Source organism: Desulfoluna spongiiphila (assembly GCF_900101345.1).
Classification (GTDB): domain Bacteria; phylum Desulfobacterota; class Desulfobacteria; order Desulfobacterales; family Desulfolunaceae; genus Desulfoluna; species Desulfoluna spongiiphila.
On record NZ_FMUX01000010.1, the window covers coordinates 1 to 16,989 of the forward strand.

Annotated in this window: 14 protein-coding genes and 1 tRNA gene; 8 read left to right on the top strand and 7 right to left on the bottom strand. The window is 59.3% G+C overall.

Annotated features, from left to right (window positions below; translation table 11 throughout):
• Positions 1-194 precede the first annotated feature (194 nt).
• From BLQ12_RS13975 to BLQ12_RS13985, 3 genes are all read left to right on the top strand, one after another.
• On the top strand, positions 195-950 hold the full coding sequence (locus tag BLQ12_RS13975) for an alpha/beta fold hydrolase (RefSeq protein ID WP_175469790.1): 756 nt from the start codon (positions 195-197) through the stop codon (positions 948-950).
• A 104-nt stretch (positions 951-1,054) separates the two neighbouring features.
• Positions 1,055-2,065 (top strand): HDOD domain-containing protein, encoded by a 1,011-nt coding sequence (locus tag BLQ12_RS13980; protein ID WP_092211287.1) that lies wholly within the window; start codon positions 1,055-1,057, stop codon positions 2,063-2,065.
• Between the two features lie 231 nt (positions 2,066-2,296).
• Positions 2,297-2,372, top strand: a tRNA-Ala gene (locus BLQ12_RS13985).
• 348 nt (positions 2,373-2,720) lie between these two features.
• Here BLQ12_RS13985 and BLQ12_RS13990 read toward each other — a convergent pair.
• Genes BLQ12_RS13990 through BLQ12_RS14010 form a run of 5 tightly spaced genes read right to left on the bottom strand, consistent with a single transcriptional unit; the run spans position 2,721 to position 8,058 of the window.
• Positions 2,721-3,869 carry an ABC transporter permease gene (locus tag BLQ12_RS13990; protein WP_092211288.1) on the bottom strand — a complete coding sequence of 383 codons (1,149 nt, stop codon included), beginning with the start codon at positions 3,867-3,869 and terminating at the stop codon, positions 2,721-2,723.
• A complete protein-coding gene (locus BLQ12_RS13995; RefSeq protein WP_092211289.1) occupies positions 3,866-5,056 on the bottom strand; it encodes an ABC transporter permease in 1,191 nt (396 codons plus the stop codon). Before BLQ12_RS13995 ends, BLQ12_RS13990 begins: the two co-directional genes overlap by 4 nt.
• Before the next feature lies 1 nt (position 5,057).
• Positions 5,058-6,044 (bottom strand): HlyD family secretion protein, encoded by a 987-nt coding sequence (locus BLQ12_RS14000; protein WP_092211290.1) that lies wholly within the window; start codon positions 6,042-6,044, stop codon positions 5,058-5,060.
• Complete coding sequence (locus BLQ12_RS14005) at positions 6,044-7,474, bottom strand: TolC family protein (protein ID WP_092211291.1); 1,431 nt, start codon at positions 7,472-7,474, stop codon at positions 6,044-6,046. Before BLQ12_RS14005 ends, BLQ12_RS14000 begins: the two co-directional genes overlap by 1 nt.
• Complete coding sequence (locus tag BLQ12_RS14010; RefSeq protein WP_175469792.1) at positions 7,474-8,058, bottom strand: TetR/AcrR family transcriptional regulator; 585 nt, start codon at positions 8,056-8,058, stop codon at positions 7,474-7,476. Before BLQ12_RS14010 ends, BLQ12_RS14005 begins: the two co-directional genes overlap by 1 nt.
• Before the next feature lie 681 nt (positions 8,059-8,739).
• Here BLQ12_RS14010 and BLQ12_RS14015 point away from each other — a divergent pair.
• The 5 genes from BLQ12_RS14015 to BLQ12_RS14035 all read left to right on the top strand — a co-directional run bounded on the left by BLQ12_RS14015 (position 8,740) and on the right by BLQ12_RS14035 (position 14,512).
• Positions 8,740-9,810: an HD-GYP domain-containing protein gene (locus BLQ12_RS14015; RefSeq protein ID WP_092211293.1), complete on the top strand. Its 1,071-nt coding sequence runs from the start codon at positions 8,740-8,742 to the stop codon at positions 9,808-9,810.
• Positions 9,811-10,207: 397 nt separating this feature from the next.
• Positions 10,208-10,927: a hypothetical protein gene (locus tag BLQ12_RS14020; RefSeq protein WP_092211294.1), complete on the top strand. Its 720-nt coding sequence runs from the start codon at positions 10,208-10,210 to the stop codon at positions 10,925-10,927.
• A 638-nt stretch (positions 10,928-11,565) separates the two neighbouring features.
• Entirely contained in the window at positions 11,566-12,537 is a 972-nt protein-coding gene (gene wtpA, locus BLQ12_RS14025) for a tungstate ABC transporter substrate-binding protein WtpA (RefSeq protein ID WP_092211295.1), read from the top strand.
• 464 nt (positions 12,538-13,001) lie between these two features.
• Positions 13,002-13,805 (top strand): ABC transporter permease, encoded by an 804-nt coding sequence (locus tag BLQ12_RS14030; RefSeq protein WP_254782055.1) that lies wholly within the window; start codon positions 13,002-13,004, stop codon positions 13,803-13,805.
• Positions 13,802-14,512: an ABC transporter ATP-binding protein gene (locus BLQ12_RS14035; RefSeq protein WP_092211296.1), complete on the top strand. Its 711-nt coding sequence runs from the start codon at positions 13,802-13,804 to the stop codon at positions 14,510-14,512. The genes BLQ12_RS14030 and BLQ12_RS14035 overlap by 4 nt, the downstream gene beginning before the upstream one ends.
• Before the next feature lie 129 nt (positions 14,513-14,641).
• Here BLQ12_RS14035 and BLQ12_RS14040 read toward each other — a convergent pair whose 3' ends face one another.
• Both BLQ12_RS14040 and BLQ12_RS14045 read right to left on the bottom strand, forming a co-directional pair.
• Positions 14,642-15,481, bottom strand: coding sequence for a radical SAM protein (locus tag BLQ12_RS14040; RefSeq protein WP_092211297.1), 840 nt, complete (start codon positions 15,479-15,481; stop codon positions 14,642-14,644).
• Between the two features lie 158 nt (positions 15,482-15,639).
• The gene (locus BLQ12_RS14045) at positions 15,640-16,845 is read right to left on the bottom strand and encodes a GGDEF domain-containing protein (protein ID WP_092211298.1); all 1,206 of its coding nucleotides are present in this window, start codon (positions 16,843-16,845) and stop codon (positions 15,640-15,642) included.
• Positions 16,846-16,989 lie beyond the last annotated feature (144 nt).

The window sequence follows — 16,989 nt, forward strand, 5'->3', positions numbered from 1 at the left end:
CCCGGCAGGGCCGCCGGAGGCTTCTTTAAGACCTGTTTGTTAAACTTTTCAAAAGTTTAGCCCCCGGCAGGGCCGCCGGAGGCTTCTTTACACCATACCCCGTGCGTGGTATGACGGTTCTCACTGCTGAAGCAGGCCTTTGGCCCACGGGACCACCCAACAGGCAGAACCCCTTACCGCACCACGGAGCCCCCATGATGTCTTCACGTCTCAACGGGTTTGGTTTCCTTGCCGGGCAACCCCACCCCGATCCGCACCGGAAAACCCTTCTTTTCATTCACGGCGCCGCACAAAACAGCCTGTTCTGGAAACACCAGGTGAGCGGGCTGGCCTCGCACTTCAACACTGTGGCCCTGGATCTTCCCGGTCACCATCAGAGCAAGGGGCCCCTGTGCACAACCGTTGAAGCCATGGCCTCAGCCGTCCTGGAGTTTGTGGACGCCGCCGGACTTTCCTCGGTGGTGCCCTGCGGCCTCAGCATGGGGGGCGGCATCGTCCTTCGGCTTCTCCTTGATCACCCGTCCCGGTTTCCCGAAGCGATCCTTGCCAATACCGGGGCCCGCCTCAAGGTCCTGCCCGATATCCTGGAGGCGGCTCGCACCAACTACGACGCCTACCAGAAAGCCCTCTTCCACTTTGTGGTTCCCGAACCCCATCGCACCCCGGCCCTCCAGGCTGCCCTCGGCACCGCCACAGAACCCGACAATGCCCCGGCTGTTGCGGACCTTTCAGCCTGCGATAGCTTTGACGTGATGCACATGCTCACCGAAATCCAAAGCCGGGTGCTGGTGCTGGCCGCGGAAAAAGATATCTCCACGCCCCTAAAGTACGGACAGCTTTTGAGCGATAAGATACCTGATGCCTCCCTTCGAATCATTCAAGGATGTGGCCATTTCTCCCCCATGGAATCCCCGGAGGAGTTCAACAATCATATTTCGGCGTTTTTCTGATGACACGGCAACGGTCAGGACACCTTTCATAACGTATGGCTGAACCAGCACGTCCCTGCCCCTGTCAACGTCGTCGTTTTTGATCACCCTGGAGTGTCGAGTCAATGAAAGTCACATGCAGCGGATGCGGCAGAAGCTATAACGTGGATGATGAAAAAATCCCCGAGGGGCGACGAATCGAAACCCCCTGTCCGGGATGCAAGACCCCCATTGTGGTGGTAAAGCGCGGAGTGGATGCGCAGTGCAAAGAAGCAGCCCACGGACTGCCCGACCACGGAGAGGCCCTCCTCAGAAAAATCGTTCGGGAATCAAGGGCCCTGCCCCCCATGCCCGAGGTCATGGGAAGAGCCATCACCGTCCTGGCCGATGAGACCTGCGGATTCAACGAAATAGGCGAGGTGATCAAAACCGACCAGGCCCTGGCCACCCGGGTCCTTAAGATTGCCAACTCCGCGTACTACAGCCTGAGCGTTCCCGTATCCACGGTGAAGCAGGCGGCCGCCATCATGGGCTGCCAGGCCATTTCCGATCTCATCACCGTGGTCAGCACCTCCAAGATGCTGGGGAAAAACCTTTCGGGCTACAGGCTCTCTTCACGCCAGATCTGGGAACACAGCCTGGCTTGTGCCTACACCTCCCGGCTCATTGCCGAAGCCAAGGCCCCCTCCCTTGCCAACGATGCCTTCAACGCAGGCTTGATCCACGACTCCGGCCTGCTGATGCTCGACCCCTTCATCGGCATGCTCAAGCCCGCCTTTGACGAGGCCATGAAACAGGACGGCACCACCTTCTGCGATGCGGAAAAAGAGCTCTTCGGGTTCACCCACGCAGAGGTGGCCGGTCTCTTCTTTCAGAAGTGGAACCTCCCCAAGGTCCAGACCGAAGCGATCCGCTTTCAGCACACCCCCGAGGAGGGAAACAGCCCCCTGGCCCACATCATCCACGTGGCCGATGTCATCGCCATGGGCATCATGGAGAGCCCTGACCCCACAGGCGCCCACAGCCGCACCAACCCTGTTTCGGTGCAGGAGCTGGCCCTCTCGCCCGAGGAGATGGAAGAGATCGGCGCCAGGGCCAAAGGGGCGGTGGCCTCGGTCACCCAGTCCCTGGACTGACCCGCCCTCGCCCTCGGCAAAGGCAAATTCGGGCCCGTCGCCCAAAAAAATCTATCCCGCCCCCCCACAGCCCAACCCGCTGTGGGAACGGAACATTTCGCCTGCCGCAGGCACAACGCGGGGGGTTGCCCGGCCCTGCCGGTACATTTTCCAATTGACAGACCCACCCGGTTTTCCCTATGTAAAGAGCCACGCGTCACCGCAGTCCTGCTGCGGTCGCCACCCGGTTTCGGGGCTGTAGCTCAGCTGGGAGAGCGCATGACTGGCAGTCATGAGGTCAGGGGTTCGATCCCCCTCAGCTCCACCAAATATAAAAAAGCCTGCTGATAACATATCAGCAGGCTTTTTTTGTCTTGTACCGATTCAAATTGCCTCCGGCGGCCCTGCCGGGGGCCAAACGTTTAAAAAGTTTCACAAACAGCTTTTAAGCAAGCCTTTCCAGGATCCGCCGAAACAATGTCGCCTTTTTCCATTAGGAAAGTTTTTTGCGGAGCTTTTTTTTAAAAAAAGCGACCCGCCGGAGGCAAGCTGAACAGTCACCATCCCCATTGCATTTCATTTTAAAGGGGACTGTGATTTGACCCGAGGAACGAGGGGCAAATCACAGTCGCAACCCGCTTTCAAGGTGGCACACCCTGCCGCCGGAGGCTGGTTTTTATTCCCTGCCTTTTTTGTAAAACACCCAGGTCGCGGTGATAAAATAGACCAGGGTCAGACCGAGCAGAATCGTTACATCCCCAGCCACATCCCCCAGACCGGCCCCCATGGTGGAAACCCTTAAAAAACCATCGATACCCGCAGTGCTTGGGATCACGAGAGAAGCAGCCCTCAGCCAGGCCGGAAGGGCCTCCACCGGCCAGGAGATGCCGGAGAGAAAAATCGCCGGCATGGAGGTGCCGATGAGCACAAACAGGCTGGTCTCCCGGTGGGGAAAAAGCACGGACAGGGTCAGGGCAAAGAGGATGACGGCGGCCAGGAACAGGGCCATCATCAGGGCCATCTCAAAAACGGCACCCCGCTCCACAAAATCGTAGAACCGGTGCAACACCCCGAAATAGGCCAGGGCGTGGATGCTGTAGAGGAGCAGATAGGCCGCAAGCTTTGCCGACACCATGGATACCGCCCCGAAGAGGCCCGGGCCTGCTGAAAACCAGGCGCTGTCCCCGGCCTCAGACCGCGCCCCGGCCACCATCCCCACCCCCATGAGCAGGGTCTGTTGAAGGATCAGGGCAAACACCAGGGGCACCACATAGGTGCCGTACCCCCCTGCGGGGTTGAAGAGCTGAACAATCTGCAGGGGAAGGGGATCCATGGCGGCAAAGGCCGCCTCCCCACCCAGACCCGCCGCCCTCAGTCGCTTGATCTCAATGCCTGCCGAAAGGGTTTTGGAAGCGGTCAAAAGCCCCGTGGCCACCTGCCGATAGGTAAAAAAACTCAAGGCCTCGCTCCATACGCCCACCTCGGCCTTTTCTCCTTTAAGGACCTTGCCCTGGAACCCTTCGGGTACGAGAAGGATGCCCTGGACCTCTCCGGCACTGCACAGCGCCTTGGCCTCGGCAAGGGTGGCGGTCCGCCGGGCCACCCGCACCCTGTCCCCTGCACCTGCCATGCGGATCAACTGCCGGGAGAGGCTGGAGTGGTCCAGGTCCACCACGGCCACCGGCACATGGGTCTGCACCTCCGGCGAGTAGGGATACGGATAAAAAAACGCGTAGAGCGCCACTGAGCCCAGCAGCAGCAAGCGGGTAGACGAGTCCCTCAACGTAAGGCTCAGCTCGTCTGCAATCAATCGAAACCAGTTCATGCCATCCCTCCTGCGCTGCCCGGCACCGGCTCACCTACGGCCAGCCTTCGAATAAGCCTGGCCCAGGCCGGGGCCCCGCACACCAGCCCGATGGCCACAAGGGCCCCCAGGGTATTCACGGAGCCTCCGGGGTCAAGTCCCTTTAAGGCCTGCTCGTTGATCAACCGCACCATGTGGGTCAAGGGCAGCGTGGCATGCCAGATCCGTGCGGCAAGGGGCATGGCCGCCGCGGGAAACGTGACCCCTGCAAAGACAAAGGCCGACCCCGCGTAAAGACTCATCATGCTCACCGCCTTGGCCAGCTCCCCGGTAAAGGCCACCAGAAAAAGGGCGGCTGCCTGACAGGCCGCAACAAAAAGAAAGGTGCCTCCCATGAGCGTTGCCACGCCATGGGGGCGAGGAAGTTCCATGGCCCCGAAAAAAAAGGCCAGCATGGCCCAGCACACCAGGGTAAACCAGAGCGTCAGGGGCAAGAGCTTCCCGAAGAGGGCCAGGTGAACCCGCCCTTGGGCCGCCCGGAGCCATCCGGGCACCGTTTCCCTCTTCATCTCTTTTCCCACGCTCCAGACCGTGGCGCTCATGATAAAAATTTTCATGAGAAAGGGGCAGATGGAGGCATACAGGTACCACCGGTAATCAAGGTTGGGGTTGTATAGAATCCGGGACGCGACATGGATGCCCGAAAGACGCTCCCTGGCCCGGGTCTCGGGCATCCCCTTTGCCAGGTTCACCTTCAGCTTCACTCCGGCAGACACCCCGGAAAAAACGTTCAGCATGGCCCGCTTGATCACCCCGGCGGGCAGCATGATCTGGTTGTTGATATAAAACCGCGATGCCGGAGCCCTGCCGGACAGCACCTCCCGTTCCATCCCCTCGGAGAGCACCAAAAGGCCGTAGGCCCTGCCGGAGAGTACCGCCCGACGCCCCTCCCCCAGGTCCTCCACCGAAAACAGGGCCATGGAAGAGCTGGCATCTGCCATGCGGATGATGGACCGGGAGAGGGCGGTCCTGTCCATGTCGCACACGGCCACCGGCAGGTTTTCCGGGCTCCCCTGCTGGAACATGGCGGTAAACAGGCCAAAGGCGGCAAGGGGGAACACCACCATCAGCAGGCGAAACAGCCTGTCGGACAAAAAGGCCCGCCACTCCCGGCCCACCACCTTTGCAACACGCTTTGCGGCATCCATATCAGCTGCCCATGTCCCAGGTCACCACGGCGCTCATGCCGGGACGCAAGCCGTCGATTGCCCCCTCGGGGACGGCACGCACCTCAAAGGTCTTCATGTCGAAATCACCGGTGGCCTTGGTGGCGTGCCAGGTGGCAAAGGCTCCAAGGGCTGCGATGTGATTCACCCGAAGGGCCACCTCCCGGTTTCCCAGGGCGGGGATCTCCGCGTGGAGGACGCTCCCCATGCGGATGCCGGCCAGGAGGTCTTCCCTCAGGTTAAAGGTGACCCACACATCGGAAAGATCCACCAGGGTCACCACCGGGCACCCGGTGGCGGCCAGCTCACCGGGGTCCACCACGATGTCGGATACCTCGGCGGACCGGGGTGCCTGGAGCCGGGTCTCCTGCTCAAAGGCCGTCACTTCGGCAAGGGCACCTGCGGCCTTGTTCACCAGGGCCCGGGCCGCCTCCTTGTCCTCTTGACGAGCCCCCTTTTCCGCCATCTCATACGCGGCGCGGGCCGCCTCGGCACTCTGGCGGGCCGCCTCCATACGCGCCACGGCTTCGTCGAGTTTCTGGGCAGGCAGCACCCCGTCCGCATGCAATGTCTTGACCCGTGTGTGGGTCTTCCGGGCCAGTTCCAGCCCGGCTTTTGCCTTGTTCCAGAGATTTCGCGCCGCCCGGATCTCCTCTTCCCGAGCCCCGAAGTTGGCCTTGTCCAGTTGGGCCGTGGCCCCTTCCACCGCCGCTTCAGCCTGACTGAGCTTGGCACGGATCTCGGGGCTGTCCAGCACAAACAGGAGCTGCCCTTTTTCCACCTGCTCTCCCCGGGAAACCAGCACCTCGGAGACCCGGCCGGGCACCTTGGAGGCCACATCGATCCGGGTGGCGTCCACCTCCCCCTGCACCACCAGGGGGGCGGGCTTCATGGCCAAAAGAAAGGCGGAAGAGCAGGCGATGCCGAGCCCCACCAGAACCATCATCACGGTTGTGTATTGTTTCTTCATCAGAAGGTCACCTCCTGTTCCTTGTCGTTGCGATACGTGTGAAAAGCCGTGGCCAGCCCCGCCGTCTCCAGAAGCCGGGCAAGGGCCACGTCGTAACCATAGACAGCCTGCAGTTGCTCGATCTCCACCCCGGACAGGGTAAGCCGGGCATCCACCACATCCAGCGAGGTGGCATAGCCCTCCTCAAAGGCCCGGGTCTGGACCCGCACCGCCTCCTCGGCCAGAGCGCGGGAGGTTTTCAGCGCATCGTGCTGCTCCAACTGCGCCACCACCTCGTGGTAGAGCTTCTCCGTCAGGGTTGCGATGTCTTTTTTCGCCTGGGCGGATATGTGCGCCACCTGTGATGTCCGCACACGGGCCGATCGAAGGCGGTTCACCGACGAGAAGCCTTCAAAAAGAGACATCTCCATGCCCACGCCCGCCGCCCACTCGGGCTCAAGCATGGTGAGATCGTCGGTCACCAGCTCCTGCCGGGCAAAAAGATAGACCTTGGGAAGGAGGGTCCCCTTCTCCGCTTTGACACCGGCCCTTGCCTGCACCCCTTTTTCATCGATTTGCTGCAACATGGGGTTCAAGCGCAGGGCCGCAGAGACAAAATAATCCATGGGCTCAATGTCCCGGGTCAGAAACAGGGGGGAGACAGGGTGAATCGTCCCATGGACGCCCTCTTCCCCGGCCAGCAGGTTGACAAGGGCCGTCTCGGCGATGGCCTGGTCCCGCACGGACCGCTTCAGCAGGCGATCGGCTTCAGCCCGGGCCACCTCCGCATGGAGACGCTCCGAACGGGAGATCATCCCCTGGGCCTCCAGCTGCCTGGCCTCCGACACATGCTGCTCCATGCCTTCCAAATAGGAGGCCCGAACCTCCACCACTTTTTTGGCAAACCGAAGGCCGTAGTACCGCGTCACCATGTCCCGCATCAACCGGTTTCCCGTTGCCCGGAGCTGGGCCCCGGCTTCCTGCACCCTGGAGGAGGCCGCCTGGTTGGCCGCCTGGATCCGCCCCCCCGCATACAGGGGCAACGAGGCGGTGATGCGCCCTTTGACGAAGGTGTCGTTCTGGACCGGCATGGTGAACGCAGGCACATAGGCCAGTCGGGGATCCCCGGGGCTTCCCGTGATAGGATTCGGCCCGTGGAGAAAGCTCATGGCGTCATGAATACCTGACAAATCGATCTCAATGGGTTCATCGATGCGCGTCCAGCGCATGGTGGCCGCCACCGTGGGCAGGTGAAGCCCGAAGGCCGCCTCCTTTTCATACTCTTTGGCCGCCTTGGCCTCCCGGGCCGCGGCCAGGGTGTCGTTGCCCGCCTCCATGCTGGAGAGGGCCTCATCCAGGGTGAGCTCGCCCGCCGTGCCGACCGCCGTCCAGAGAAACGCCACAGATAAAAGCACCAGCCATGCCCCTGCAAAACGTCGCTGCCAGTCCATCACACCAGCACCCCCCGTCGAATGATGGCCTTGATATGGGTGCGCAGGGTGGCCCAGTCATTCTCCTGGTCACTCGTCACCCGTTCGTACAGGGACTTGCGGATCCCCCCGAGGATGAAATCACAGATCACCGACCCGGGGAGATGGGGGTTCATCACCCCTTCGGCCTGGCCTTCCGTCAAAATGGAGAGGAAAGCCCCCTGGAATTCGGTGTAGTGACGGGAAAAGCTCACCTCTTTGTTTTTCATAAAGTTGTTGAACTCATTTGCAAAGACGATGATCAGGTGCCTGTCGCCGGTCAGCACGTCAAAGATCAGGTCGATGGCGGCCTCCAGCTTCTCCCCGGGACCAAGGTCCTCCCGCTCTGCCAGGGGCATCAACCCGGCCCAGTCCTTTTTCCAGAGCACTTCGAAAATCCGATCCAGGATATGGTCCTTGTCACTGTAATAGGTGTAGAGGCTTCCCGCACTCACCCCGGCCACTTCGGCTATCTTGGCCATCTTGGCCTTGTGAAAACCGTACTCGCTGATCACCTGAATGGCCGCCTTGTGAATGGCCTGCTCTTTGTCAACGCTGACTGCCACGTCTCTGTCCTCCCGATACATGGGGCCGGTTCCCGGCGGCCCTGAAGATGGCCCGCAATAATGCTGCGGGCCCTGTTTTGAACCGTGGTTCAATATCTGATTATTGCATCCCCGATTCGATCTCTATAGCCGGTGCATCCGCTCAGCCGGACGCCCCTTCAAAAACGATTTTTTATCGAACAATTGTTAGTTTGTGGAGTCAATAGCCACTGCCTGCCCACACCGGCCGGGACGTATCGCCAGCCCTGCTTGCAATATTGAATATTGAACCACGATTCAATCTAAGGCTGCCCAGAGATGCTGTAAAGGGGCGAACGCCGTTTTTTTTCTGGATATCGAATCCCCGATCCGATAGGCTCCCCCATGGATTCCCTGTTGGGGAACCATTTTGTAATCCATCGGCCTGTGGTATGATGAATCAACCCTTTACCGAAGCGCCACACCCCCTCTCCTTAGTTGCGGAAGGGGCGAAACCCGTAGGTTTCACCCAACACTGGTGCGCCTGATTCAGATGCGGTCTCTCGAATGCCGGTGCCCGAAATGCCTCAAGGGCACCTTAGCGGCTTTGCTGCCGCGCGTGACCGTACCCTGCGGAGAAGCGACATACCCCGCTTCAGGCTTTCCTAGGCCATCACCGCCATCCGCCGCGCGACAATCCTGAGGCCTTTTAAGGAACGCACCATGGAGATGCAACTCAAAACCACCCGAATCCTCGTCGTGGACGACGACCCGGCAACCCTCCTGCTCCTCAAGCGAACCATTGAAAAACAGGGCGCCCAGTGCCTCACCGCCACCTCGGGGGAAGAAGCCCTTACCGTCATGCGCACCACCCCCATGGACCTGGTGCTCACCGACATCCACATGCCGGGCATGGGGGGGCTGAGTTTTCTGAAACAGCTGAAAGAAGAGATCCCGGTGGACGTGGTGGTGATGACCGGGGACATCAAGGGATTTCGATACGATACCATCATCCACATGGGGGCCGTGGACTTTCTGGTCAAACCCCTGGAACTCAACGAGGTGGTCCTCAGGCTGCAACGGGTTATTCGGGAAAGGCGGTTGATGCGCGAGCTGGAGAGGGCCCACACCACCATCAAGCACTCTTATCTTGATACGGTCCGTCGCCTCGTGGTGGCCGCCGAACACAAGGACGAGGGCACCGGGGACCACATCGTCCGCATGGGAGACTACTGCGTGCTTTTGGCCAGCATGATGGACCTCCCCGATGACTTCATAGAGCTCCTGCGCTACGCCTCCCCCATGCACGACATCGGAAAAATCGGGATCCCCGATGCCATCCTCTCCAAACCCGGTCGCCTCACCGATGACGAGTTTGAAATCATCAAGACCCACACCACCATCGGCGCCAAGATCCTTGCCAACTCAAGCTCCGAAGTGATCCGACTCGGGCAGGACATCGCCCTGTCCCACCACGAGCGCTGGGACGGCAGCGGGTACCCCAGGTGCCTCAAAGGGGAGGCCATTCCCCTGGCCGGCCGCATTGTCTGTGCCGCCGATGTCTTTGACACCCTCACCTCGCGACGGCCTTACAAATCCATCTACCCACCCCATGTGGTCTATGAATTCTTCGAAAAGCAGCGGGAAGAGCACTTCGACCCGGATATTGCCACCCTCATCCTGGACAACTTCGACCACTTCATTGCCCTGGCCAACCTCAACCAGGCCGACCCCTATCCGGGAGACTCGGACCTCTTCTTCCTGAGTGAACGGGACATCGCGGAAATGCGATAGTCGCACCAAAGGGACGGACCGAAACAATCCCCGGGATGTTTTCCGGTGTCGTCCCTGTGCCAAGGACACAGCCCCCCCTCACACCGAATGCCCTGTTCCCGCCAACATACCGCACGGTTATAAACGACGTTAACATTGACGATCCCGGATCATCACCTGTCAACCAGAAACCACTGAAAAATCTTCATATCTCTACTAATGATTTGATTTCCCGGATTTGTCGCTGTAGTATATGGTTTACAAACTAAATTGCTTTTGATTGATATATGAAGCAGTCGCTACGCCCCCCCCGGAGCGACTCATGCGGATAAAAAATGAAATCAATGAATTAGATTTTACGTACAAACCAATCCATACCACAGAGACTCGATACCAACCACAAACTCGGCTACCAAACATGACACCAAAACGACTTAACCCCATTGCGGGCGCTGCCCTTCGCTTTGTTTTCTATATCCTTTGCCTGGGAACCATGGTTCTTCTGGTGACCTGGGAAGCCAAAAGGCACACAGGAGACATCCTCTTTAATGAGAATTCAATCCTTGAGAGCCTTCAGGCCACCCTTCTCTTCCTCACCGCGGCATCGGCCTACCTGGCAGGCCACCTCAACGACTCCGACAGCCCCCTGGCATCGCTCCTTGTGGGTGTCGCCAGCATCGCAGCCATCCGCGAATTTGATTTTGCCCTGGACCGGTATGTCTTCGACGGTGCCTGGCAGGCCATGGCGCTCATCGTCGCCGCCTTTACCTTTATCCACGCCTGGCATCACCGAACGGCGTTAAAAGAGGCCGTCCTCAGCTTTATAGGGCGCCCCAGCTTCGGGGTCATGGCCGCAGGCGGCATCACGGTTCTGGTTTTCTCTCGCCTCCTCGGACGGCAGGTGCTCTGGCAGGCCGTCATGCATGAAGGGTACATGCGGTCCGTTAAAAACGCGGTGGAAGAGAGCTGCGAACTTCTGGGCTACAGCCTGATCTTCTTCGGGACCCTCGAATTTCTCTACGAAGCGATCCTCGCCAGAAAAAATGCCCGCCACACCGCACCGAACAAGGCCCCCCAGGCACCCAAAAAGGACAAGGCATCCCCATACCTCCGGAAAAACTCCGGACTCCACTTTTAGTGCCCCTCCCCAGGCCTCCCCGGAGGCCTGGCGCGATGCCCTCGTTTCACCCGGATATTTCATGAGAAAACGACCAGGGACTCGTGAATGCCCCCCCTTCTGCAGAAACTCTCCCCATGCGTTTCCAGTGCCCACCCCCGGCCCCCAGGGCCAACGCATTTAAATTTTGCCTCCGGCGGCCCTGCCGGAAGCCAACCCTTTTAAAATTTTAACAAACAGACATTGAATGCCATATTGGTTCATTCAAGTGTACTCGTATTTCGATTGATCTCGCCTGATGTGCAAGGCAACCGAAAAGTTTTTGCGGAGCTTTTTTCAAAAAAGCGACCCGCCGGAGGCAACTTGCAGTTAAATACGTTTGCCCTGCCCCGTCCCCCATTCCCCCTTGATATTTCTATCCGCCAAAGATAAGAGTTTAACGTTACACGGCATGATTGATACATTTCACACCCCACTACCAGGGCCCATGCAAAAAACAAACATACGAATTCCATAAGAATGCCGCTGTGAGTTAACCCCAGAAGCGGGGGTTAAATCGCTGCGGCAACCAGCTGTGAAGGTGGCCTACCTTGCCTCCGGAGACATCGATTTCTGTATGTTTTTTTTTACGCCAGCCCCTCACATGGAGACACCCACCCATGAACCGATTCCTTCGACTGATCCTCGTCAATGCATTCCTCTTTTTTCTCCCGGCAGCCCTTTTGGCAGCCCCGTCGGGAAAAGTGATCATCTTCCACGCTGGCAGCCTCACCGTCCCCTTTGCAAAAATCGAAAAGAACTTTGAGGCGATCCACCCGGATATCGACATCCAGCGGGAAGCCGGAGGCAGCACCAAAATGGCCCGCATGATCTCCGAGCTGGGAAAACCCGCCGACATCATGGCCTCCGCCGACTACGCCGTCATCGACAAGGGCCTTGTCCCGGCCCATGCCGACTGGAACATCCGCTTTGCCACCAACCGCCTGGTCCTTTGCTACACCGAAAACAGCCAGTATGCAGGAGAGATCACCGGGGCCAACTGGCATGAGATCCTCCAGCGCAAAAACGTGGTCTGGGGCCACTCCGACCCCAACCTCGACCCCTGCGGTTACCGCAGCGTCATGGCCCTGAAACTGGCTGAAACCCACTACGGACAAAAAGGGCTCTATGACAGCCTCATTGCCAACCGCCCGAAAAAAAACATCCGCCCGAAATCCGTGGAGCTGATCTCCCTGCTCAACACCGGCAACATGGACTACGCCTTTGAATACCTCTCCGTGGCCGTCCAGCACGGCCTCAACTACGTGGAGCTCCCCGCCACCGTCAACCTGGGGGATTACCGCTACGACGACACCTACAAAACAGCCGAGGTAAAGGTGACCGGTAAAAAACCCGGCACCTTCATCACCCGAAAAGGAAAATCCTGCACCTACGGCATCACCCTGGTCAAAGACGCCCCCAACAAAGAGGCCGCCGTCCTCTTCCTCGACTACCTCCTGGACCCCGAAAAGGGCCTGAAGGTCCTCAAAGAGATGGGCCAGCCCCCCTTTGTCCCCTGCCGGGTTCCCTCCGATGCCGCCTTGAGCAAGCTGCCCGCCGATCTTAAAAAAAGGGTTGAAGTGAACATGTAGGGCAACACATGCAACTTGCCTTCTATGGTTAAAGTCGGATGAACCACAGGGTCAAGAGGGTTCAGGAAAAAACAAAAAGATGCCTCCGGCGGCGAGGTGTGCCACCTCGAAAGCAGGTTGCGAACGCGATTTGCCCTTCGTTCCTCAGGGAAAATCACATTCGCTATTGATTCAGATGATACTGAATCTGTTTTTAAAACCTGTTTATCAAACTTTTCAAAAGTTTGGCCCCCGGCAGGGCCGCCGGAGGCATCTTTAACTTGGTTGTCTCCGGCGGCAAGGTTTGCCACATTGAAAGCAGGTTGTGAATGCGTTTGTCCCCTCGTTCCTCGGGGAAAATCCCATCCGCATTTAATCCAGGTTGGTCTGAAACTGTTTGCCAAAACCTGTTTGTTAAACTTTTTAAAAGTTTAGCCGCCGGAGGCTATGTCGAGCTGAACAGCCACAATAAAAAGGCGATTTTCGTGAAACGATCCTTTTCCCGCGTTCATTCAGGGCCGGTTCTCTGGCTCATGGTGTCTGCCAGCGTGATGGTGGCCCTGGTGATCCTGCTGCCCCTGATCCAGATGGTCACCGGGCCCACCCTTGCCCACCTGGCCGAAGCCATAAAGGACCCTGACGTGCGCGGGGCCATCGGCCTGAGCCTGGGCACCTCCTTTGGGGCGGCCACCCTCTGCCTTGTCTTCGGTACCCCCTTTGCCTACCTGCTGGCCCGAAAAAATTTCCGGGGCAAGCACCTGGTGGAGAGCATCGTGGACCTTCCCATCATGATCCCCCACCCGGTCATCGGCATCGCCTTTCTGGGCATCGCAGGAAAGGGCCATTTTATAGGCGATCTGATGCACGCCCTGGGCATTCGCATCATGGGCACCACCACGGGCATCGTGGCGGTCCTCACCTTTGTGGGCCTGCCGTTTTTCATCGGCAACGCGGTGAGCGGGTTCAAAAAGGTACCGGAACGCCTTGAAAACGTGGCCCGAAGCCTCGGTGCCTCCTTTCCCCAGACCTTCCTGCGCGTCACGTTGCCCCTGTGCTGGCGCTCCATCCTCGTGGGGTTTATCATGAGCGCGGCCCGCGCTTTGAGCGAATTCGGCGCCGTCATCATCGTGGCCTACCATCCCATGACCGCACCGGTCATGGTGTACGAGCGATTCACCGCCTACGGCCTCTCCTACTCCCAACCCGTGGCCTTCTGGCTTATTGCGGCAAGCCTCCTGCTCTTTGTGGCCTTGCGGTTCCTCACCCTGCGCGGAGAAACAGCGGAATGATCAAAATCACCAACCTCTCCATCCATCTTCCCGACTTTGCCGTCCAAGGGGTCTCCCTGGCCATCACCCCCGGAGACTTTTTCATTCTCCTGGGCCCCACCGGGGCAGGGAAAAGCCTGATCCTGGAAGCCCTGGCTGGCCTTGTGCCCATCAATGACGGTTCCCTGCACCTCAACGGCCACGAGATCACCCACCTGCCCCCGGAGAAACGCCACCTTGCCATTGTCTACCAGGACGGCGCCCTGTTTCCCCACCTCACCGTGGAAGAGAACATTGCCTTTGGCCTGCGCTACCAAAAAAAAGAGGCGGACGATGCCTGTCAAACGGTCCATGACCTCATGGACCGCCTGGGCATCACCCACCTCAAAAACCGAAAGCCAAAAACCTTGAGCGGCGGTGAAAAACAGCGCACCGCCCTTGCCAGGGCCCTTGCCGTAAAACCGGATGTCCTGCTCCTGGACGAGCCCTTGTCCGCCCTGGACCCCGTCACCCGAAAAGAAATATCTGCCCTTCTGAAAACCCTCCACCACGAGGAAAACATGACCTGTCTCATGGTCACCCACGACTTTGACGAAGCCCGGTACCTCGGCCAGTCCATGGCCGTGATCCGTGACGGCCGCATCGAACAGTCCGGCCCCGTCCACACCCTCTTCCACCACCCCAACACACCCTTTGTGGCCCGATTCCTGGGCGCGGCCACAGGGTAAAACAAAGAAAAAATGCGCCTCCGGCGGCAAGGTGAGCCACCTTGAAAGCTTATTTCCGCAACGCTTTAACCATAGAAGGCTGCTTTTCCACCGACGTCATCCTCGAATGACATGCTTAACAGTCACTGTTCAGGCAAAAGATGCAGCGGGCAGACCGGTTTCCGTGCGGATGCGGGAGACGATGGCTTCAAGGGCGGGGGCGTCAAGAGCCGTGATGTGGGATAAGCGGGGCTGCCGGGCCACGGTGTAGACCTGGACCCCGGCAATGACCGCCCCGGCTTCCGTAAGGCGATTCAGGCACCCGATGTAGCGGTCCACGGCCTCGTCGGAAGGGGGCTGTCCCCACCGCTTCATGAACATGGACTGAAGGGTGACGGGAAGGACCCGGCTGGCATCGAAGATGTTCTCTTCCAGTTTTTCGAGGGGAAAAAGGGTGCTGTTGATGCGGGTCATGCGCTCCTGGTCCCCGGCATCCAGCTTGATCCATACTTCGCCCCCAGCGGCAGCCAGACGGGCCAGAGCCCGCTTTCCCCAGGGGCGATGGATAAAGGTGCCGTTGGTGATAACCACCACGGGGATATCGGCAAACCCCAGGGCGTCCAGGGTGTCTGCGGCCAGATCGATGCAGTGATCCAGGCAGCGGACGGCCATGGGTTCGCCGTTTCCGGCAAAGGTGACATCCCGCAGGGCCGGGGAGTGGGGTGACAGATCGGAGAGCATCTGGTAGAGCTCCTGGCCTAAAGCTTCCGGATCCACCTGCGCCGCTGCGGCCGGTGCGCTCCGGTCCACCTCACAGTAGATGCAGTTATAATTGCAGCGGTTGTCCAGGCTCAGGTTGACCCCGATGGAAAGGCCCCGGGAACGGCGGGAGATCACCGGGTAAATATAGCTGAAGTGGCCGTAGGCCCTTGAGTGGCGTACCGTGGAAAGTTGAGAGCGTTGGGTAAACACGAGACATTCCTCACACATGGCAGGCCCCTGCCGAGGCCCGGAAAAACGATCATGCCAGGGGGACGAAAGCCAAGGGTCCTATCCCCCTCTTTTTTTGATATCTGATATACCACAAAATTCGGACCGCCATCCACCCTTTCCCAAAAAAAACATTACCCGCAGGAGGGGTAGCGTCATCAAAGGGTTACCTGGGCCTGCTTTCGGATCACCACCCGGTTCCTCCCCGCCTCCTTTGCTGCGTAAAGGGCTTCATCGGCCCTGCCGATCAGCCTCTCCCGCGAGTCGCCCGGCCTCGGGACCACCACGGCACCACCGACGCTGATGCTCACGTGCCCCCAGGGCAAGGAAGGATGGGTGATGCGCAAGGCCCCCACCCTTCGCCGCAGGGACTCTCCCACGACGGCCAGGGCATCGGTGTTTCCCCCCGGACAGATCACGGCAAACTCTTCCCCGCCATAGCGCGCAACCACCTCGCCTTGGCGCCGTGCCACGGCCCCCAGGGCACCCGCCACCTGCTTCAGGCAATCGTCCCCGGCCTGATGGCCGTAGGTGTCATTGTAAGCCTTAAAAAAATCGATATCCACCATCAGCAGTCCCAGGGGCGCCTCCCCCCGCATGGCCCGCCGCCACTCCCCTTCCAGGGCCTCGTCAAAGGCCCGCCGGTTGCTCACGCCGGTGAGCCCGTCGAGGTATGTGATGGTCTGCAGCCGGCCGTTGGCCTCAAGGAGTTCCCGGTTCGTCTCCTTGAGCTGCCGGTGCTGCTCTTCCATGGTACGACTCGTCAGATAGCCCCCCACGCGATCGGAAAAGCGGAACCGAACCATGATCAGCCCCACAAGGGCGGTAAGTACCACATCTCCGATATCGAACCAGGAAAACCCTGTCCACCCGCCTGTCCATGCCGAACCAAGAAAAAAAAACAGCAGGGCGCACAGGTAAAGCCCCAGGGAAAACATGGGGGTAATCACGATGAGAAGGGAGCTTAAAAGAAGGACGGTTTCAAACACAAAGGGGGTCCCCGCAAGGATGGCCGTCCATGCGGCCCCGAACATCAGAAGAATCAGGTTCAGGCGATGGATAACAAAGAGCCGGGGAGACTCATAAAGGAACCGCCTGGCGTAAAACGAGATACCCACGGTGAGAAGCGGGGGCAGGAAAACCACCCCGAAAAAAAGACCCCGGTCCATGGCAGGCACCACAGCGGAGAGAAGCGCCCCCATGTCTTCCGTAAAGCCCACCCACAGAAGAGACAAAAGGTACTGGGCGATGACCAGAAGGGCAATGGCCTGCTCGCGGACAACGTTGTGCCGTGCGGCCCGGTGGTTGAACCCCGGCACATCCCGTGGCGGAATATCTTTTCTGTTTTTCAGGTTGCATCGCATCGTGGTCCCCCTTTTTATTCCGGCCCCGGCACACTTCGCGTCATCCCATACAGGCCTGCCGCTGTCATGTTCTATCGGATGAACGCTCACGGAACATGAGAGGGTTTTTTACAAGGGCCCGGCACGAAAACGCCGTCGCCGTTA